The organism is Enterococcus faecalis (assembly GCF_029024925.1).
GTDB lineage: Bacteria > Bacillota > Bacilli > Lactobacillales > Enterococcaceae > Enterococcus > Enterococcus faecalis.
The window spans coordinates 1,540,217-1,559,846 of record NZ_CP118962.1; the positions used below are offsets into that span (position 1 = coordinate 1,540,217).

A 19,630-nucleotide genomic window follows, 5' to 3' on the forward strand; every position below is an offset into this window, starting at 1 on the left:
TATTCTTCGATCAAGTTGGATTAAGAAGTTGTTATTTTTTTCTTTTGTTTCTCCCGATTGTAAAATTTCAAATTGGGATTTCTTCTACGAACGATCACAATAACAATTGCTGCCACGAACATCACTAAAGACAACAATTGTGAGACACGAATGTTACTAAACGCATACAAACTATCCATCCGTAAGCCTTCGATGAAGAAACGGCCGAAAGAATACCATATTATATAACCTAAAAAGACTTCGCCTTCTTTTAAAAAGTGTGGCTTTTTGCGTAATAACACTAAAACGATAAAGCCTAAAACATTCCAGACAGATTCATATAAAAATGTTGGTTGATGATACGTTCCGTTGATATTCATGTTATCAATGATAAACGTTGGTAAATGGAGATTTTCTAAAAATTGTCTGGTGGTCGCTGGCCCATAGGCTTCATGATTCATAAAGTTGCCCCAGCGACCAATTGCTTGCGCTAAAATCACACTTGGTGCAGCAATATCTAAAAAAGTCCATGTAGAAATGAAACGATGACGCGTAAAGAAAAACAGCGCCAGTCCCCCACCAATAAGACCACCATAAATCGCTAAGCCACCATTTCGAGTAAAGAAAATTTCAATCGGATTGTCTACATAATCTTGCCATTGAAAAGCGACGTAATACAAGCGCGCGCCAACAATTGCTGCAGGTAATCCCCAGAGCATAAAGTCAAAGACATCATCTTCTTTTAAACCAACACGAACGGCTTCACGACTACTTAGCCAAACAGCTAAAGCAATCCCTGAAACAATAATAATTGCATACCAATAGACGGGAATACCGAAAAGGCGAAATGCAATTGAATTTACTTGAGCTAACATCATCACATCTTCTCCTTCTATTCTCCTGAATTTTCTTCAATCAAACGGGTTAAGCGCTCTTCGAACGTTTTTGTTGCATCATAGCCCATTGTTTTCGCGCGGAAGTTCATTGCTGCTACTTCAATGATAATGGCCACATTTCGGCCGGTCTTAACAGGAATACGAATCTGAGGGACATCAACGTTAGCTATTTCAACCATTGCATCATCACTACCAAGACGATCATATTTCTTGTCTTTTTCCCATGCCTCTAAATAAACGACCAATTGAACTTGCATAAAGCCGCGGACCGCACTAGCTCCAAACAGGTTCATGACGTCAATAATTCCGATACCACGAATTTCAATTAAATGCTGCAAAATTTTTGGTGGCTCTCCCACCACGGTTAATTCATCTTGCTGATAAACATCGACACGATCGTCTGCGATTAGCCGATGTCCACGTTTAATAAGCTCTAAAGCTGTTTCACTTTTACCAATACCGCTATCTCCTTGAATCAAAACACCAAGTCCATAAACATCAACTAAAACCCCATGGACACTTGTCCGAACAGCTAAGCGACCATCTAAATAACTGGATAGCTCCCCTAATAAACGGGAAGTTGAAATCGGTGAACGTAATACAGAAACCCCATTTTCTTTTGCTGCTGTAATCAATTCTTCGGGGATTTCTAGTCCTCTGGATACTATAAAGGCTGGAGTATCTTTCGCACATAAACGGCGCATCACTAATAAACGCTCTTCAGGCATCATTCGTTCCGCAAAGGTAATTTCTTTGCTCCCAAATAATTGTAAACGATCATGGGAATAATAATTAAAATACCCAGTTAATTCTAAGCCTGGCCGGGAAATTTCACCAGTTTTAATTGTTCTATTTAAGCTTTCTTCATCTCCGTAGACTACTTCTAAAGAAAGATTTTCTACCAGTTGATAAATCTTTACCACTTCTGTCATATCGAATGTCAGTCCTTTCTGCTACTTGTTATATTTTATCATTTAAAAATACAAGTTTCTAGCTATTCACTAGATAATTCCTAGAATTATCATATTTCAAAAAAATGAAACTATTTTTCTTTGAAATTATCTATGCTATTTTTGTCACTTGACTATTTCAGAAAACTTTGTATACTTGAAGCCGATCCTTTTAAGAAAAGAGGAAACTTATGAAAGAATATTTAAAGGAAAAAGCCCATCAATTACCGTTAACACCGGGTGTTTATTTAATGAAAGACGCAACCGACACAATTATTTATGTGGGTAAAGCCAAAAAATTAAAAAATCGCGTGTCGAGCTATTTTATTAATAGTAATCAACATTCTCGAAAGACGATGCGTTTAGTCAAACAAATTATAGACTTCGATGTTCTCCATACTGACACAGAATTGGATGCGCTCCTTCTAGAATGTCAACTGATTCAACAGTATCGGCCGCGCTACAATCGCCAAATGAATGCTTATGAACAATATTCTTATGTATCAGTAGCCGTTAATGAGCGGCAATTAGAGATTAAACTCTTAAATATTCCCACTAAAGAGAACTGTTTTGGTCCTTATTCGATTCGCCGAAAATTAAACCGTTTAAAAATAATTTTGGATAGTATCTACGATCTCGTCCCAACCAACTATTGGCATCAAACCTTTCAAAAAGAGAGTGCCATTCCGACCGAACTATTTCAACAAGAATTGTTCGACTTTTTCCATAATCAAGGACGAGAACCAATCAAACGAATTGCTCAACAAATGCAAGAAGCTGCTGAAAAACAAGCCTTCGAAAAAGCGGCAAAACTCAAAGAAGATTGGCTCTTTTTGACGCGCTTTGCAAACCAAAATCAACGAATTAGTCAAGCTAACCAACGAGATTGGCAACTGATGTGGTTACCTTGTCAGAAAAAAATCAAATACTATTTAATTTACCAAGGCTTGGTGGTAGCAACACGTGTTGTAACTAAACAAACGTTTCAAAAATATTCACCGCTTGAACTAGCAAAAAAAATCATGCCCAAAAAATCACCGAAAACAATTGAGCATTACTCGAAGCAACAAGTTGATTTTTTAAACATTTTATATGGCTATATCAGCCGCCATCCAGAATGTCACCTAGAAAATTTAACCATCGAAAAAGCCTGAAGAACGCATTTTATGCTACGTTCTTCAGGCTTTTTTTATTCATATTTCGATAAATTGTGATCCGTAACGATCGTATTGACAATTGACATAATTACAGCCATTAGCACCGCTGCCCAAAAACTTGAGAAGCCAAAGTTCATTTCCCCCACAAAAAACGAGGTCATTTGTAAAATCGCTGCATTGACAACAAAGCTAAATAGACCAAACGTTAATAAAGTAAATGGGAGCGACAAGATTGTTAAGACTGGTTTCACCAACATATTTAGGATTGAGAGAACAAAGGCGGCAATAATTGCAGGCATTATGCCTCTCACATGAATCATGCCAGGAAAAACAACTGATAAAGAAATGAATGTCAGTGTATTAACAACCAATCGCTGAAAATATGTCATTAAAAGTCACTCCATTCGTCATCATCAATTTTTTCTGCTTCTTTACGTTGCTTTTTATTGGCAGCATAAGGATTTTCATTGCGAACATTTCTATTATAAGGATTTTGATGGCCGTAGCCGCGATCGCTTCCTGTTCTTCCAGAAGGGATCAAGACTGCTAAGGCAATGTATAAGAGAATGCCTGGAAATCCTGCTGAGAAAAAGCTGAGCAAGACATAAACGACACGAATAATTGTTGGGTCAATTCCTAGCCAATCAGCAATCCCAGCTAAGCTTCCTGTTAAAACCACGTTATTCGGAGATTTTGTTAGTTTTCTTTTCATATGTTTTCACCTCGTCTACTAAATTTTACACTAGAAAGGCTGATTCGTCAGCCCATCTAGCTTAAAATTATTAATTATTTATCCGTATCTTTTAGGAAAATACTTCCCGTTGTTGTAGAAGCATTAATTTGAGCCATTGATTCTTCCAGTACACGTCTAAAATGTAATTGTTGATTGCCGCGATCTTTCTTTTCACGGACAACTTCAATATCTGTTAAACGGCTGTTAATACTACCTAAATTCGTTTTCACTTGCCCTTCAACGCCTAAGTCATTTGGCAAGGCCAACTTGATATTCCCATTTGCAGAGCTTGCTTCAACACGGCGAAGCGTTTTTTCTTTAGCTGTAATGCGGATATCTCCATTAATCAGAGAGACACTTAGACTTTCTGGTGCCGCGGAAATAGACACATCACCATTGACTGTTTCAATAATGTTATCTAAAATCGTTCCTTCTAGGACTTTAATTTCACCATTCACACCTTCAATTTCTAACATAGTTGCATCAATTTTTTTAAACGTAATCGTCCCATTCGTTGATTTTGTGTAAACATCTTTCGCTGTTAACTCTTCTACTAAGACATTTCCGTTTAATAATTTAACAGATACATGATCGTAAGTGCGTTTTGGTAAATAGAACGTTAAATCTGCTTTCACCCGTTTGTTTGGCACTTGGAAAGAAATCGTTTCATCATCCACATCAATGTCACTTCGTTCTAAGAAAGCTTCCATTGGTGAATCTCCTGCCATTTTACCATATAATTTGATTTTTGCTTCGACTTTCACATCTTCTTGATCCCAAGTTTTGAAAACCACGGTACCATTTGCTACCTTGACATCAATTAAACTTGCTTGTGGATTTGGATAGTTAAATTCATGTTCAAACTTAGTTGTTGCCACACCAGGAACTTTCATTTTAATGTCTTTCCATTCCACATTATCATTCATGGTATCACTGAAAGAATTAAATGTTTTTTTCAAGAATTCTCCCACTTGGCCGCCAACTTCGGCAACTTTGCCGCCGACTTGGTTAAAGGTGTCTGTGGCTTGATCTTTCCACTCTTCAGAGAATTGAGAAGAAACTTTTTCTTTTGTATCATTCCATTGACCTTTCCATTGTTCTTTGCGAATGTTTTTTAGTTCTTCTTCCAGTGCTGTTTTTTCAGTACTTTGAGTCGCTAATTTTTCTTCTAATTGTGCAAGTAAAACGTGCAAGTCTTTTCGTTGAACTTGTTCATCTTCTGTTAATGCATCTAACTCTTCTTTTGTATCTAATGTTCCAATTTCTTCTACGACTTCTTTAATTTCTTCTTTGATGCCGGCAATTTCTGCGTTGACTTCGTCCAATTCAGCCGAAGCACGATTGGCTTTTGTTGCTAACTCATCAAGAATTCTTTCTAAGTTTTCACGATCTTTTTCTGCACTGTCCTGTGTATTTTCTTCAAACGGATCAACAGTAGGTCCTTCTGATTCGCCTTTTTCTAATGCATCCATTAAATCTGCGACTTGATCTTCTTTATTTGTTGTTCCAATATTTTGTGTATCGACTTTTTCAGCAGCTTTTTCGATTTGTTTTTCATCTTTTTCAGTTGCCATATTTTCTAATAAAATTAACGCTTCTTCTGACGTTAGAATACCTTTTTTCACTAATTCTAATACGCGTTCTCTTTCTTTCATGGATATTGCCTCCTTAGCAAATTTTTCACTCAATAGTGTTTTCCTTACATGCATTATTATGCCTTGTTTTTGATCATTTGTCATAGGACTTAAGAACGATTTCTTCTCATTAGTAAGGACTAGTTTTATAAAATCAGTTCATTTTACGCTAAAAAAACTAGGAATTGGTCTAAAAAAGGCCGTCTCCTAGTTTTTTTTATTTGTTTTTCTTAAAATTGTTCGTCACGATTACTATTCAATTCGGTAATTTTACCAGTTGCCAAGTAAACAATCCACTCACAAATATTTGTGACATAGTCGCCAATTCTTTCCAAGTATTGTGCCACATGTAGATAATCAGTTCCGCTAATGACCGTTTCTGGATTAGCTTTCATTGCTTCTACGGCATGTTTGTAAATACTATCGAAATATTCATTAGTACGATCATCCATTTGTGCAATCATTCGTGCATCTTTTTGATCCGTTTTAACATAGGCGATTAAAACATTATCCACCATTTTTTTCACATAATCAGACATATCTGAAATTTCTTTTTCAATTTCAGGAATACGTGTTTCTCCTTTTAAGCGAATCGTTGATTTAGCAATTGAAACGGCATGGTCCGCCATTCTTTCTAAATCCGAACTAGCTTTCATAACAGTAATAATCATACGTAAGTCTGTTGTCACTGGTTGTTGTAACGCAATCATTTCAAAACTCTTTTTCTCAAGTTTGACTTCCATATCATTAATTTCAATATCGCGATCAATCACTTCTTGAGCCAATTTTTTATCATGATTAATATATGCCTTCACGGATTTATGGACGGCACTACTAACCATCATACCCATTTCATAAAATTGATTGTGCAGATTCAATAGTTCTTCTTCAAATTGTGTCCGTAACATTCTTTTTCCCCCTTTTAACCAAATTTACCAGAAATGTAATCTTCTGTTTGTTTTTCTTTTGGATTTAAAAATACTTTTTTCGTGTCATTAAATTCAATTAAATCACCTTGTAAAAAGAAGGCCGTTTTATCAGAGATCCGTGATGCTTGTGACATATTATGTGTCACCATAATCATGGTATATTTCTCTTTTAATGTTAACAGCATGTTTTCAATTTTACCACTAGAAACTGGGTCCAAGGCGCTAGTTGGTTCATCTAATAAAATAATATCCGGTTCCACAGCTAAAACACGAGCGATACAAACCCGCTGTTGTTGTCCACCAGAAAGTGAAAGTGCACTTTTGTGAAGTTTATCTTTGACATCCTCCCAAACGGCAGCAGCTTTCAAACTGGTTTCAACTGCTTCATCTAAGACTTGCTTGTCTTTGACTCCTTTTAGGCGCAAGCCATAAATCACATTTTCATAAACTGAAAACGGAAATGGATTAGGTTGTTGGAAAACCATGCCAATTTCTTTACGTAATTCAACGTTATCTGTTTTCGGTCCATAAATATCTTTTCCTTTATAGACGACACTTCCAGTAATAGTTACGTCTGGGATTAAATCATTCATACGATTCAAGCAACGTAAATACGTTGACTTCCCGCAACCAGAAGGACCAATCATGGCAGTTAATTCTCCTTGATTAAAAGTTAAATCAATACCTTTCAATGCTTCTTTTTTCCCGTAATATAAATGTAAATCTTTTGATGAAATAATTTCTTTGCCCATCTTGCTCCTCCTAACCAAAATGTCCTGAAACGTAGTCTTCCGTTGCTTGAATTTTTGGTCGTGTAAAGATTTTTCTTGTATGGTCGTATTCAATGACTTTACCCATATAGAAGAAAGCTGTATAGTCACTAATCCGCGCCGCTTGTTGCATGTTATGTGTCACAATGATGATCGTGTAATCATCTTTTAAATTCACTAACGTTTCTTCAACCGTTCCTGTTGAAATCGGATCTAACGCGCTTGCCGGTTCATCTAACAATAAAATATCTGGTTTCATCGCAATTGCCCGAGCGATACACAAACGTTGTTGTTGCCCACCAGACAGAGCTAAGGCGCTTTTATTTAAGTTATCTTTCACTTGATCCCAAAGTGCGGCTTGCTTCAAACTTGTTTCAACGATTTCATCTAATTTTTTCTTATCCTTTTCACCATGCTGTTTCAATGCGAATGTGATATTTTCATAGATAGATTTACTAAATGGATTGGGCCGCTGAAAAACCATGCCAATGCGTTTTCTCATTTCGTAGACGTCAACTTCTTTCGTATTGACATCGACATCTTTATACATGATTTTTCCAGTAACACGTGAATTGGCAATGCCATCGTTCATACGATTTAGCGAACGTAAATACGTGGATTTACCGCAACCAGAAGGTCCAATTAAGGCGGTTATTTTGTTCTTTTCAAATTGCAAATCAACACCTTTGATAGCCTCATTGTCCCCGTAAAAGACATGTAAGTCTTCCGTGTGTAACGCAATCGGGTCTTTTTGGCTATCTAGTTGAAGTAAATGGGTATCATTTAAATTGTATTCTTTCATGCTAATTCCCCTAACATTAAGCTGATGTCATTCTCTTATAAAGACGGTTGCCGATAAAACGAGCGCCGAAATTGAAAAGTAAAACTACTAAAATTAACACAGCGGAGGCACCTGCTGAGACCGCAGCGCCATCTGGCATCGTTCCTTCGGTATTAATTTTCCAAATATGCACAGCCAACGTTTCCGCTTGACGGAAAATGCTAATTGGACTTGAAACGCTCAATGGATTCCAATTACTGAAATCTAAGGCAGGTGCGCTTTGTCCTGCTGTATAAATTAACGCAGCGGCTTCACCGAAAATCCGACCAGAACTCAAAATAACACCTGTCAAAATTCCTGGTAATGCTTCTGGCAAAATAACTTTTTTAACTGTTTCCCAACGTGAAAGACCTAAGGCTAACCCCGCTTCACGCTGTGTATAATGAATGGCTTTCAAAGATTCCTCAACATTTCTAGTCAATAATGGTAAGTTAAAAAATGTTAATGCTAACGCACCTGATAAGATTGAAAAGCCATATCCGATTTGTACAACGAAAATCAAGAAGCCGAACAGCCCGACAACAACGGAAGGCAATGAACTTAAAATTTCAATCGAGGTACGAATTAAATCAGTTAACCAATTCTTTTTCGCATATTCCGATAAGTAAATTCCAGCACCCAATGAAATTGGAATACTAATAATCATTGTAATCAATAGTAAATATAGTGAGTTAAAAAGCTGAATACCAATCCCACCACCAACTTGATAGGCTCTGGATGGTTGTGTTAAAAATTCCCACGAAATATGTGGAATTCCTCTAGCTAAAATGTAAATCAGTAAGGCCGCCAAAATTAAAACAATGACGCCAGATACGGCATATAAGATACCTGTTGCGATTTTATCTGCTTTTTTTGCATTCATTATTTTAAGGCTCCTCTCTTACCGATAATTCGGATAACAATGTTGAATAGTAAAGACATCAACAATAGAATCAAGGCTAAAGACCAAAGAACGTTGTTTTCAACTGTTCCCATAATTGTATTCCCAATCCCCATTGTCAAAATACTTGTTAGTGTCGAAGCTGGTGTTGTCAAACTAGTTGGCATCACAGCTGCATTTCCGATTACCATTTGGATTGCTAAGGCTTCACCAAACGCACGAGCCATACCAAAGACAACCGCAGTTAAAATACCAGGCACAGCTGCCCGCAAGACAACTTTATAAATCGTTTGCCAACGCGTAGCACCAAGCGCCAACGACGCTTCACGATAATGTCGAGGTACAGCTTTTAATGCATCTACGGTCATCGTAGTAACCGTTGGTAAAATCATGACAAATAGCACAAACGTACCAGCTAAAATACCGAAGCCAGTTCCGCCAAAGATTGAACGGACAAAAGGAACAATGACAGATAAACCAATAAATCCATAAACAACAGAGGGAATCCCTACAAGTAATTCAATAACTGGTTGTAAAAATTTTGCTCCTTTTTTAGGTGAAATTTCTGTCATAAAAACAGCCGCTCCAATCGCAAATGGTGTCGCAACAATCGCTGACAAAAACGTTACAATAAAGGAACCCGCAATCATCGGTAAAGCCCCAACCATGGGTTTACCGTCTGCGCCGATATCACTTGGGTTCCAGTTTGTTCCAAATAAGAAATCAAACACATTAATCTTATCTTTAAAGAATGTAGCAAGTCCTTTACTTGCAACAAAATAGAAAATTGAAACAACCACTGCTACAATTAAGGCAATACATAGGAAACTAATAAATTTCCCTCGTTGCTCCATCTTGGCTCTTTTCGATTTTGTTAATAATTTTTTCTGTACATCTTCCAAGAATATTTCCTCCTCAAACAATCCAACTTTTACAGATAAAAATAGTGTACCTTTTTTACATCAATTTGTTTTTAATAACATGTAAATTTTATGTTAAGTTTGTAAATTTTGTGTTAAGAGAATTATTTAATGACATTTCCTTGCCAATCCCGTTCAATTTCCATTTTCGAAACAGGAATATACCCTAATTGACCAATCACACGTTCTTGGATATCATCTGACAACATAAAGTCTAAAAACTCTTTGGTTAAATCACTTGGATTTTTACGAGTGTACATGTGTTCATAAGACCAAATAATCCATTTATTGTTCATTACATTTTCATCTGTTGGCTGAACACCATCAATACTTAACGTAGCTACTTCATCAGTAACATATGAAAATGCGGTATAACTAATCGCTCCTGGTGTATCAGAAACAATGGAACGAACCATGCCGCTGGAATCTTGTTCTTGCGCACGAATGGCTGTTTTATCTCCCAAGACCCATTTTTCAAAAGTAGCGCGCGTACCACTACCGGCCGCTCTGTTCAAAATAACAATTTTTTGGTCTTTTCCGCCAAGTTCTTTCCAGTTTGTTACTTCACCTAAAAAGATTTTCTTTAAATTTTCCATTGAGATATCTTTGACACCGACATTTTTGTTAACGATTGGTGTAATCCCAACGACAGCAACTTTATGATCAATTAAGTCTTCCGCTTTGATGCCCTTTTTCTCTTCTGCAAATAAATCAGAATTACCAATGTCTACCGCGCCAGATTGGACTTGACTCAAACCTGTTCCGCTTCCGCCACCTTGGACATTAATAAATCTTCCCGGATTTTGGCTTTGATATTCCTCACTCGCTGTCTCTACTAATGGTTGTAAAGCTGATGAGCCTACCGCTGTGATGGATTCACCACGATCAATCCATTTTGCACATCCTGTCAAAGTAAGTATACTTGCCAAACCAATAAATAATAGCAATCTTTTTTTCATCGATTCATTATTCCTCCAATTAATTTCAATCTATTCTATTTTACCATTATATGTAGGACTTGAAAATTATAAGTTATCAATTTGTTGGTACAACTGAGAAAACTCTTAAATTAAATAACAAGTATTTTAAAACTAAACGAAAAAAAGCTCTCCAAAATGGAGAGCTTTTTTTCGTTTAAATTTTCAAGAAACGACGCATTGAAATAACTGAACCTAGTGATCCAATAATCATTCCTGTTGCAATCATTAATAGATTGACTTTCCAGATAAAATCTTCTGGACGAATTAATGAATAATTCGAACGCAATAACTGCGGGTTGAACATGTTATAAACTTGATGGTAGCCTAACGTCATAATAATGACTGGCACGATTGCGCCAATCAACCCAATCCAAGCACCTTCTAAGAAGAACGGCCAACGAATGAAACTGTTTTTGGCTCCTACAAGACGCATAATTTGGATTTCTTTTTGACGAGATAAAATCGTAATCCGAATAGTGTTGGAAATTAAGAACACTGCAACGAATAAAAGTAATGCAGCAGCTGCTAAGCCCCAAGTTCGAACGGTTTGAGCGATTTTAAAGATTTTGTCTGAGTTTACACCACCGTAATCGGCTTTAAAAACACTTGGGAATTTAGCTGCTTGTTTCGCAATATCTTTCGTGTCTTCTGGTGTTTTTGCACGGACATAATACACGTCGTATAATGGGTTACTGTCGCCTTCGAAAAGATTCCAGGCATCCCCCATTTGTTCTTGGATTTTTTTCAATTGTTGATCTTTGTTTGAATAAGAAATATCTTCAACATTGTCTAATCCTTTAAGTTGTTTTTCTAATGTTTTCATTTCATTTTGTTTTGTACCAATATCGACAAAGACAGACACTGTCACGTTTTTTTCGATATCATCAGCAAGTTTCGTTGCATTAAAAATAACGCCCATAAAAATACCAACTAAAACTAATGTAATTGTAACCGCACTTGCTGAGGCAACAGTCATCCAACCGTTCCGTTTTAAACTTTTGATACTTTCAAATAAATGAGAAAAGAATGTTCTAATCATCGTAGCCGTATTCTCCTTCCACTTGGTCACGGGTAATGCGACCATTTTCAATGGCAATAACACGGTGACGAATCGTATTTACAATTGTACTATTATGCGTTGCCATCACGACTGTTGTTCCTTGTGCGTTAATCCGGTCCAACAATTTCATGATTTCCCATGAATTCTCTGGATCTAAGTTCCCAGTTGGTTCATCGGCAATTAAAACTTTCGGTGTATTTACGATTGCTCGTGCAATGGATACCCGTTGCTGTTCCCCACCAGAAAGTTCGCTTGGAAAAACACGTACCTTATGTTTTAGACCGACTAAATCTAAAACTTCCATCACGCGTTTTTTGATTTCGCGAGGACGTCGTCCGATAACTTGCATCGCATAGGCCACGTTCTCATACACAGTTTTCTTTGGTAATAGTTTATAGTCTTGGAAAACGATGCCGATTTCACGACGTAAATAAGGAACTTCTTTATTTTTTATTTTCATTAAATCATGACCTGCAACTGTCAAATTACCTTTTGTTGCTTTTTCTTCACGATACATTAATCTAATAAAGGTTGATTTCCCTGCACCTGAGGGACCAACCACATAGACGAACTCGCCTTGGTCAATCTCTACTGAAATATTTCGAATCGCTGTTGTACCATTCGAATATTTCTTCATTACATCTTTCATTTCAATCATGGCGTTCTCTCCATCTCTTTTTTCTTCAATCCTACTCATTATAACATGTCAATATTGCAAACTTCTTGCATTAAGTTACATTTTTATTTCAATTTAATGAAGAGCTTAACTTAAGCGCTGTTTTAAGTAGGCATCAATGAAACCATCAAGGTCTCCATCCATCACAGCTTGTACATTGCCGGTTTCGTAATTTGTCCGATGGTCTTTGACCATTGAATACGGATGGAACACGTAAGAACGGATTTGTGAGCCCCAGCCAATTTCCATTTGTTCACCACGTAAACTTGCTGCTTCTTGGGCTTTCTTTTCCATTTCCAATTGATATAATTTGGCTTTTAACATACTCATTGCTTGCTCACGGTTTTTTAATTGAGAACGTTGTGCTTGGCTTGCGACAACGGTACCTGTTGGAATATGTGTGATTCGAACAGCCGATTCTGTTTTATTAATATGCTGACCACCAGCACCACTTGCTCGATAGGTATCAATTTTTAAGTCATCTGGATTGATCGCAATTTCTATTGTGTCGTCTAATTCAGGCATTACATCAACTGAACAAAACGAAGTATGACGGCGTTTAGCGGAATCAAAGGGCGAAATCCGCACAAGACGATGGACACCTTTTTCAGATTTTAGGTAACCATAAGCATTGTAACCTTTGATTAATAAGGTGACACTTTTAATCCCTGCTTCATCTCCAGCTTGGTAATCCAACGTTTCAACTTGGAAACCGTGACTTTCTGCCCAACGTGTATACATTCGTAAAAGCATACTTCCCCAATCTTGTGATTCAGTACCACCGGCACCAGGGTGTAATTCAATTAGGGCGTTATTATGATCATATGGCTCATTTAGTAGTAAGGATAGCTCATACGTTGTTAAACGTTCTTGCAAGAGATGAATTCTTTCTTCCAATTCTTCTTGAATCTCTGCATCATATTCTTCTTGTTGTAATTCAAACATCACCGTTAATTCGTCAAGTTCCTCAGAGAGCTGATGAAATTGTTGATATTTTTCTTTCAAACTATTGGTTTCGTTAATTAGCTTTTGAGCCGTTTCTGTGTTGTCCCAAAAACCAGGTTCTCCCATCCGATTTTCCGCCTCGGCAATGTCTTCTTCTAACTGGTCTAAGTCAAAGAGACCTCCTGAAGCTAGTAATTTTTTGTGTCATTTCGTCTAATAATGTACGAATTTCTGGGTTTTCCAAAATGATTCCTTCTTTCTCTTTATTGTAAAAAGAGCAAAGGCGGGACAAATTGCCCCACCCTGCGTTTTTTCTTTAATTAAGCGTTTCTTCCATGACAATTTTTGAATTTTTTGCCACTTCCGCATGGGCATAAATCATTACGGCCCACTTTTTTATCTACACGCACAGGTTGACGCTTCGCACTTGTGTTGCTTTGTGCAGCTGCATCTTGTTCTGTTTCTGGATGTTCCGCTTGTCCTTGAGCTACTTGCTCACGTTGGACATTTTGGCGAATTTCCGATTTCATGAATAAACGTGTTACTTCATATTCGATTGAACCCACCATATTGTTATACATAGAATAACCTTCTGTTTGATATTCTACTAATGGGTTGTTTTGACCGTACGCACGTAAGCCGACAGATTGGCGTAATTGATCCATTGCATCAATGTGATCTGTCCATTTAGTATCGACAACACGCAAGATGACTACTTTTTCAAATTCTAGCAATTGTTCTTGGCCATTCAATTGTTGAGATTTTTCTTCAAATACTTCTTGCGCACGTGCCACTAAGTAGTCTTTGATTTCTTCAGCTGATTTATTTTCTAAATCTTTTTTAGAAATCGTATCTTCATGGACAAGTGTTGAGGCTGCAAAATCGACAATCCCATCTAAATTCCATTCTTCTTTTTCTAATTGTGTATGGCTATCCACCACTCGGCCAATCGTCCGTTTTACCATGCCCATCAATACATCAGACAAGTCATTTTCTTCCATAATTACTTCTTGTCGTTGCGCATAAATAACTTCACGTTGCTCGCGCATCACGTCATCGTATTGTAAGACATTTTTACGTGTGTCATAGTTATTTCCTTCCACACGTTTTTGAGCAGACTCTACTTGGCGAGTAAACATTTTACTTTGAATAACTGCATCTTCTTCTTGCACATTCATTCGTTCTAAGAATGTTTTAATTCGTTCTGAACCAAAGCGTTTCATTAAGTCATCTTCTAAAGATAAATAAAATTGTGAAACCCCTGGATCCCCTTGACGTCCTGCACGTCCACGCAACTGATTATCAATACGACGTGACTCATGACGTTCTGTCCCGATAACCGCTAGACCACCTAGTTCAAGTACACCTAAACCAAGTTTAATATCCGTTCCACGACCAGCCATATTTGTTGCAATTGTAACTGCGCCTTTTTGACCGGCATTCATAATGATTTCGGCTTCTTTAAAGTGATTTTTCGCATTTAATACTTCATGAGGAATTTTAGCTGCGTTTAATTTATCAGAAAGTAATTCTGACGTTTCTACCGCAACAGTCCCCACCAACACTGGTTGTCCTTTGTGGTAACGTTCTTTAATATCTTCCACCACTGCATTAAATTTACTTTCTAAGGTTGGATAAAGTAAATCTGGACGATCGTCACGGATAATTGGACGATTGGTTGGAATTTGAATGACTTGAATATTGTAAATTTCACGGAATTCTTCTTCTTCTGTTTTAGCAGTACCAGTCATCCCGGCTAGTTTTTTGTACATCCGGAAGTAGTTTTGGAACGTAATCGTCGCCATTGTTTTTGTTTCATCTTCAATTTCGACGCCTTCTTTTGCTTCAATCGCTTGATGCAAGCCATCAGAATAACGACGACCATCCATGATACGACCAGTAAATTGGTCAACAATTAAGACTTTATTGTCTTGAACCACGTAATCAATGTCTAATAACATGATATAGTTTGCCCGTAACGCTTGATCTAAATGGTGCGTTAATGCTGTATTTTCAATATCGTACAGGTTATCCAATCCGAAAGTTTGTTCAGCTTTTTCAATCCCTGCTTCTGTTAAACCAATTGTTTTAGACTGAATATCAATTTTGTAATCTTCGTCTTCTTTTAAGCGTTTGACAAAATTATCGGCACGCGTATAGAGTGCTGTCGATTTTTCAGCTTGTCCAGAAATAATTAATGGGGTTCTTGCTTCATCAATTAAGATTGAATCCACTTCATCGACAATTGCATAGTTTAATGGACGTTGAACCATTTGGCTGCGATAAACAACCATGTTATCACGCAAATAGTCAAATCCTAATTCGTTATTTGTACTATAAGTGATATCACAGTTATACGCTTCACGTTTTTCATCAGAAGATTTAGAGTTAATGTTTAAACCAACGCTTAAGCCTAAGAAATTATATAATTCTCCCATTTCGTTAGAGTCACGGGTTGCTAAGTATTCATTAACTGTAACAACGTGTACTCCTTCGCCAGATAGTGCATTCAAGTATACAGGCATTGTGGCAGTCAAGGTTTTCCCTTCACCTGTTCTCATTTCAGGAATGTTCCCGTCATGAAGCACAATCCCACCCATTAATTGGACACGGTATGGGAATAAACCTAGTACTCGTTTAGCAGCTTCACGGACAACCGCAAACGCTTCTGGTAATAGTTCGTCTAAGGTTTCCCCTTTTTGATAACGGGCTTTAAATTCATCTGTTTTTTCACGTAATTGTTCATCGCTTAGTTGTTCCATTGCACTTGCATGTGCATCAATTTTATCGGCGATTTTTTCTAATCGTCTTAATTCTTTTTTATCGTTTTCAATCATTTTTTTCAAAAAATTTGCCATTGGTATCTGTGTTCCTTTCAATTACCTCTTTTTATTTTTGTATCCTTTTTGTACAAGAAGCACAATCTATCCGTTTTATTTTATCATTACTTGACGAGAAAGAAAACCATTTCTCTCTATTTTACAGACATTTTCCTTTAAAAGAGGAACTTTTAAAGTTATTTTATGTATTTCTTTATTTTTTCTTTACTCCGTGCTTTAAAGATGTTTAAAGAGCTGAAATGCACGAAGGCATTTCAGCTCTTATTTTAAGCTTTAGTCTGTTTCAATCAAGCCATATTTGCCATCTTTACGACGGTAAACAATGCTTGTTCCATTTGTTTCAGCATCTTCAAAAATGAAGAAGTTGTGTCCTAACATGTTCATTTGTAAAACAGCTTCTTCACTGTCCATCGGTTTTAATGATAGACGTTTTGTACGAACGATGTCTAATTCTGAAGGTGTTTCTTCTGTTTCTTCACCAACTAAGAAGACAGCGGCTTTTGTATTGTTACGTCCTGTTTCACGAGATTTTCTGTTGATTTTTGTTTTAAATTTACGAATTTGTCGTTCTAATTTATCGACAACCAAATCAATACTTGCGTATAAATCAGGTGACGTTTCTTCAGCTCGTAAAACTAGATAAGGAAGAGGAATAGTAACCTCGACTTTGGCTGTTTTTTCAGTGTACACTTTCAAATTCACGTGAACCGTTGCTTCAGGTGAATCGCTGAAATATCTTTCTAATTTACCGACTTTTTTCTCAACATAGTCTCGAATCGCTTCGGTTACCTCGATATTTTCTCCACGTACATTATATCTAAACATAACAATTACCCCTTTCATCTACCAGTAAAGAAAAGATTAAAGGACCACTCTTTAATTCCCTTCTTCTTAATTTCATTATATCGAATAATCTGGGTTTTGCCAACAAAATAGTCATCAAATTTATGAATTCTTTTCTTTTTACCGCGCGAGAGTAAACGTATTCAAACTTTTAGGATAACAGTCATTGATAACAGCAGCTGCGTGGAAAAGAGTTCGTCCAGTGGTATAGATGTCATCCACCAAAATAACAGAACAATTTTTTAATTTTTTTTGGTTTTCTTTTTGGATGGCAAATGGTTGTTGCAACCGCATCCTTTCCTTTCTAGTTTTCTTAGATTGCGGAACATTTTCCTCTTTTCTAATTAAAAAAGGGCTGTACGGAACATCAGCCGCTTCTAGTAAGCCAATTACTTGGTTGAAGCCTCGTTCTTGCATTCGTTTTTCGGATAAGGGCACCGGAATAATATAGTCCGCAGATTGTTGCCGAAAGTAAGAGTTGATTTCCTCATTAAAACACGTTCTTAAGCGATAGTCTCCTTGAAATTTATAGCGTTCCATCCACTCTTGCATTCCTTCATCATAATGGAACAACGCTGCATTATGAAAAGAATACTCGGGATAAAGCAGCTGCCACCTTTGACAATCAAAACAATAGCGCTCTTGGCTGACGCGACTACAGCCAAAACAAGTGCCTGTCATTGGCAGTTTCTGGAACTTTGCTTGGCAGTGCTGGCAAAGTGAAGGCCTCGCCCATTTTTTAAAACGTAAGAGCATTTTTAATGTTATCTCCAAACGAATGGGGCTTGCGCAATTTTTACAATCCATCTAACATCCCTCGTTTGCTAGCCAAGCGATTCATTTGCTTTATTTGCCGAATTGCCTCTTTCATGTCTCTTGTTTCCCCATCATGTAAAAATAAAACTTCGCCGTAATTGAATTCTTGTCTTCGATCGACTCGGCCCGCAATTTGGACAAGTGTTGAAGAAGTGAAGACTCGATGATTGGCACCATAAACAATAACTGAGACTGCATCAAAAGTCACACCACGTTCTAAAATGGTTGTAGTGATCAAAATATCCGTTTTCTGCTGACGCATTGCTTGAACTTTTTCTAGGCGAAGCTCATCACTACCATAAACGGCGACAACTTCTTTGTCGGAAAATCGCTGAGCTATTAATGCATGCAATTGGTGAATTAATGAAATGCTTGGGCAAAATAGTAAAACTGAATTACGCACCAATAAACGTTTCAAATGATGTGCAATGATTTTAATATTTTTGCTAGAAAGACGTTGCCACGACTGAACCCAAAATCGGCGTGGCACAGGTAATGGCCTACGATGATATCTTGCTGGCAAAATACTGGCTGCTAACTTCTTTTGCTGTAAAAGCTTCCGCAATTCTTTCGTAGGCGTTGCTGTTAAGTACACCAAACTACTTCTTTTTTTTTCGTGCGTTACGCACTCCATAATAAAGATGTTCGTTATTAACAAAAGGAAAAGAGTCGACTTCATCAACGATAAGTAAATCAAACGCTTGATGGAATTTCAATAATTGATGGGTGGTGCAAATCACTAGTTTCGTATAACGATACGCTTCTTGACTGTTTCCATGAAGTAAAGCAATTGCTTCGTGAGGAAAAACCGCTTGGATTCTGGGAAAAAGTTCTAAGCAAACATCGACACGCGGCGAAGCCAGCGCAATTCGTCCCCCTTCTTGTAAGGTTTGGTGCAAAACAGCAAATAACATTTCTGTTTTGCCTGCACCTGTAACTGCCCACACTAAGCGATTCTCTCTTGCTTTTGCTGTCTCACAAAGTTCAACCGAGATCGCTTGCTGTCCCTTTGTTAATTGTCCAGACCACTCAAAAAAGACAGTTCTTGGGCTATTGGGCCTTTCTGGTAAATGACAAAATTTTTGACAAGAAGTCACACGGCCTAATTGAATGCACGCATGACAGTAGTATACATTTGTCGCCAGTCTGTTTTCTTTTTTGGATACGACTTCCCCGCACCGCTGACATTGAATTGTTAGGGGGGAACGCTCTAACATTGTTGGTAAATAAACCAGTTTTGTCTGTATTGAACGTTCTGTTTCTTCAATAATTATTTTACGTCCATGCAAGTCTTCCATGTTAACCACCTCAATTATAAAATACGCATTTCTCTAGCTTTTTTACGAAAAAAAAAGACAAGTTGCTTTTTCGAAGATTCTCGAAAAAACAACTTGTTTTTACTCTTTTTTATCTGCTTGTGCTAACAAATCCAAGGCTTGTTCCAACACTTTTTCCCCGTTCATTAAGCCGTAATCAGACATGCTAATGACATCTGTTGGGATACCTTTTGGTGATAGACGCTTTTCAAAATCACTCTTCATATAACGAACTTGTGGACCTAACAATAACACATCGACTGGATTATTTTCTAAATTTGTGTCTGCTTCCGATGCAGAAGCCGCAAATATATGGGCATCTAAGCCTTGATTAAATGCTGCTTTTTGCATTTTTGTAACAAGTAAACTAGTACTCATTCCTGCGGAGCAAACTAACATAATTGTTTTTTTTGACATTTTAACAGCCCCTTTTACCATTGCCTTTTTCAATTTTCAACATTATCT

General features: G+C 37.2%; 19 protein-coding genes and 1 pseudogene. 1 reads left to right on the forward strand and 19 read right to left on the reverse strand.

The genetic code is table 11. The features are described 5' to 3' along the window. Positions 1-20: 20 nt before the first annotated feature. Together lgt and hprK are read right to left on the reverse strand one after the other, a co-directional pair. Positions 21-854 carry a prolipoprotein diacylglyceryl transferase gene (gene lgt, locus PYW42_RS07565; protein ID WP_002381830.1) on the reverse strand — a complete coding sequence of 278 codons (834 nt, stop codon included), beginning with the start codon at positions 852-854 and terminating at the stop codon, positions 21-23. Between the two features lie 17 nt (positions 855-871). After that, on the reverse strand, positions 872-1,807 hold the full coding sequence (gene hprK / locus PYW42_RS07570) for an HPr(Ser) kinase/phosphatase (RefSeq protein WP_002357309.1): 936 nt from the start codon (positions 1,805-1,807) through the stop codon (positions 872-874). A gap of 209 nt (positions 1,808-2,016) precedes the next feature. On the opposite strand from hprK, the gene PYW42_RS07575 reads away from it, so the two are divergent. Beyond that, entirely contained in the window at positions 2,017-2,979 is a 963-nt protein-coding gene (locus PYW42_RS07575; RefSeq protein ID WP_002364069.1) for a GIY-YIG nuclease family protein, read from the forward strand. 35 nt (positions 2,980-3,014) lie between these two features. Here PYW42_RS07575 and PYW42_RS07580 read toward each other — a convergent pair whose 3' ends face one another. The 17 genes and pseudogenes from PYW42_RS07580 to PYW42_RS07660 all read right to left on the reverse strand — a co-directional run bounded on the left by PYW42_RS07580 (position 3,015) and on the right by PYW42_RS07660 (position 19,582). Then, the gene (locus PYW42_RS07580) at positions 3,015-3,371 is read right to left on the reverse strand and encodes a phage holin family protein (RefSeq protein WP_002357307.1); all 357 of its coding nucleotides are present in this window, start codon (positions 3,369-3,371) and stop codon (positions 3,015-3,017) included. After that, entirely contained in the window at positions 3,371-3,694 is a 324-nt protein-coding gene (locus PYW42_RS07585; protein WP_002357306.1) for a PspC domain-containing protein, read from the reverse strand. The genes PYW42_RS07580 and PYW42_RS07585 overlap by 1 nt, the downstream gene beginning before the upstream one ends. 74 nt (positions 3,695-3,768) lie before the next feature. Beyond that, positions 3,769-5,370 (reverse strand): daptomycin-sensing surface protein LiaX, encoded by a 1,602-nt coding sequence (gene liaX / locus PYW42_RS07590; protein WP_002364070.1) that lies wholly within the window; start codon positions 5,368-5,370, stop codon positions 3,769-3,771. A 209-nt stretch (positions 5,371-5,579) separates the two neighbouring features. Beyond that, positions 5,580-6,257 carry a phosphate signaling complex protein PhoU gene (phoU, locus tag PYW42_RS07595; protein ID WP_002357304.1) on the reverse strand — a complete coding sequence of 226 codons (678 nt, stop codon included), beginning with the start codon at positions 6,255-6,257 and terminating at the stop codon, positions 5,580-5,582. A gap of 14 nt (positions 6,258-6,271) precedes the next feature. After that, positions 6,272-7,030 (reverse strand): phosphate ABC transporter ATP-binding protein PstB, encoded by a 759-nt coding sequence (gene pstB, locus PYW42_RS07600; RefSeq protein ID WP_002357303.1) that lies wholly within the window; start codon positions 7,028-7,030, stop codon positions 6,272-6,274. 10 nt (positions 7,031-7,040) lie between these two features. Further along, positions 7,041-7,850, reverse strand: a complete 810-nt coding sequence (gene pstB / locus PYW42_RS07605; RefSeq protein ID WP_002357302.1) for a phosphate ABC transporter ATP-binding protein PstB — start codon at positions 7,848-7,850, stop codon at positions 7,041-7,043. Between the two features lie 16 nt (positions 7,851-7,866). Next, a complete protein-coding gene (pstA, locus tag PYW42_RS07610) occupies positions 7,867-8,751 on the reverse strand; it encodes a phosphate ABC transporter permease PstA (protein ID WP_002357300.1) in 885 nt (294 codons plus the stop codon). Continuing rightward, entirely contained in the window at positions 8,751-9,671 is a 921-nt protein-coding gene (gene pstC / locus PYW42_RS07615) for a phosphate ABC transporter permease subunit PstC (protein ID WP_002357299.1), read from the reverse strand. The genes pstA and pstC overlap by 1 nt, the downstream gene beginning before the upstream one ends. Before the next feature lie 122 nt (positions 9,672-9,793). After that, a complete protein-coding gene (locus PYW42_RS07620) occupies positions 9,794-10,648 on the reverse strand; it encodes a phosphate ABC transporter substrate-binding protein PstS (protein ID WP_002357298.1) in 855 nt (284 codons plus the stop codon). A 175-nt stretch (positions 10,649-10,823) separates the two neighbouring features. Beyond that, positions 10,824-11,708, reverse strand: coding sequence for a permease-like cell division protein FtsX (gene ftsX, locus PYW42_RS07625; protein ID WP_002364071.1), 885 nt, complete (start codon positions 11,706-11,708; stop codon positions 10,824-10,826). After that, complete coding sequence (ftsE, locus tag PYW42_RS07630) at positions 11,701-12,387, reverse strand: cell division ATP-binding protein FtsE (protein ID WP_010816123.1); 687 nt, start codon at positions 12,385-12,387, stop codon at positions 11,701-11,703. The genes ftsX and ftsE overlap by 8 nt, the downstream gene beginning before the upstream one ends. 105 nt (positions 12,388-12,492) lie before the next feature. Further along, a protein-coding gene (gene prfB, locus PYW42_RS07635; RefSeq protein ID WP_111997025.1) for a peptide chain release factor 2 occupies positions 12,493-13,594 on the reverse strand; the annotation gives its coding sequence in 2 pieces (ribosomal slippage) (positions 12,493-13,521 and positions 13,523-13,594; 1,101 coding nt in all). A 76-nt stretch (positions 13,595-13,670) separates the two neighbouring features. Next, a complete protein-coding gene (gene secA, locus PYW42_RS07640) occupies positions 13,671-16,208 on the reverse strand; it encodes a preprotein translocase subunit SecA (protein WP_002381826.1) in 2,538 nt (845 codons plus the stop codon). 255 nt (positions 16,209-16,463) lie between these two features. Next, complete coding sequence (gene hpf / locus PYW42_RS07645) at positions 16,464-17,015, reverse strand: ribosome hibernation-promoting factor, HPF/YfiA family (protein WP_002357293.1); 552 nt, start codon at positions 17,013-17,015, stop codon at positions 16,464-16,466. Between the two features lie 138 nt (positions 17,016-17,153). Continuing rightward, positions 17,154-17,840, reverse strand: a complete 687-nt coding sequence (locus PYW42_RS07650) for a ComF family protein (RefSeq protein ID WP_002357291.1) — start codon at positions 17,838-17,840, stop codon at positions 17,154-17,156. Continuing rightward, positions 17,830-19,147: pseudogene (locus PYW42_RS07655) on the reverse strand (DEAD/DEAH box helicase). Before PYW42_RS07655 ends, PYW42_RS07650 begins: the two are co-directional and overlap by 11 nt. A 99-nt stretch (positions 19,148-19,246) precedes the next feature. After that, on the reverse strand, positions 19,247-19,582 hold the full coding sequence (locus tag PYW42_RS07660; protein ID WP_002364074.1) for a PTS sugar transporter subunit IIB: 336 nt from the start codon (positions 19,580-19,582) through the stop codon (positions 19,247-19,249). Between the last annotated feature and the right edge of the window lie 48 nt (positions 19,583-19,630).

Excerpts from the sequence above, each read along its gene's own strand:
- pstA (WP_002357300.1), bottom strand. The coding sequence starts at position 8,751 with ATGAATGCAAAAAAAGCAGATAAAATCGCAACAGGTATCTTATATGCC.
- pstB (WP_002357302.1), bottom strand. The coding sequence starts at position 7,850 with ATGAAAGAATACAATTTAAATGATACCCATTTACTTCAACTAGATAGC.
- PYW42_RS07585 (WP_002357306.1), bottom strand. The coding sequence starts at position 3,694 with ATGAAAAGAAAACTAACAAAATCTCCGAATAACGTGGTTTTAACAGGA.
- ftsX (WP_002364071.1), bottom strand. The coding sequence starts at position 11,708 with ATGATTAGAACATTCTTTTCTCATTTATTTGAAAGTATCAAAAGTTTA.
- PYW42_RS07580 (WP_002357307.1), bottom strand. The coding sequence starts at position 3,371 with ATGACATATTTTCAGCGATTGGTTGTTAATACACTGACATTCATTTCT.
- hprK (WP_002357309.1), bottom strand. The coding sequence starts at position 1,807 with ATGACAGAAGTGGTAAAGATTTATCAACTGGTAGAAAATCTTTCTTTA.
- ftsE (WP_010816123.1), bottom strand. The coding sequence starts at position 12,387 with ATGATTGAAATGAAAGATGTAATGAAGAAATATTCGAATGGTACAACA.
- PYW42_RS07660 (WP_002364074.1), bottom strand. The coding sequence starts at position 19,582 with ATGTCAAAAAAAACAATTATGTTAGTTTGCTCCGCAGGAATGAGTACT.
- liaX (WP_002364070.1), bottom strand. The coding sequence starts at position 5,370 with ATGAAAGAAAGAGAACGCGTATTAGAATTAGTGAAAAAAGGTATTCTA.
- phoU (WP_002357304.1), bottom strand. The coding sequence starts at position 6,257 with ATGTTACGGACACAATTTGAAGAAGAACTATTGAATCTGCACAATCAA.
- PYW42_RS07650 (WP_002357291.1), bottom strand. The coding sequence starts at position 17,840 with ATGGATTGTAAAAATTGCGCAAGCCCCATTCGTTTGGAGATAACATTA.
- pstB (WP_002357303.1), bottom strand. The coding sequence starts at position 7,030 with ATGGGCAAAGAAATTATTTCATCAAAAGATTTACATTTATATTACGGG.
- PYW42_RS07620 (WP_002357298.1), bottom strand. The coding sequence starts at position 10,648 with ATGAAAAAAAGATTGCTATTATTTATTGGTTTGGCAAGTATACTTACT.
- PYW42_RS07575 (WP_002364069.1), top strand. The coding sequence starts at position 2,017 with ATGAAAGAATATTTAAAGGAAAAAGCCCATCAATTACCGTTAACACCG.
- secA (WP_002381826.1), bottom strand. The coding sequence starts at position 16,208 with ATGGCAAATTTTTTGAAAAAAATGATTGAAAACGATAAAAAAGAATTA.
- hpf (WP_002357293.1), bottom strand. The coding sequence starts at position 17,015 with ATGTTTAGATATAATGTACGTGGAGAAAATATCGAGGTAACCGAAGCG.
- lgt (WP_002381830.1), bottom strand. The coding sequence starts at position 854 with ATGTTAGCTCAAGTAAATTCAATTGCATTTCGCCTTTTCGGTATTCCC.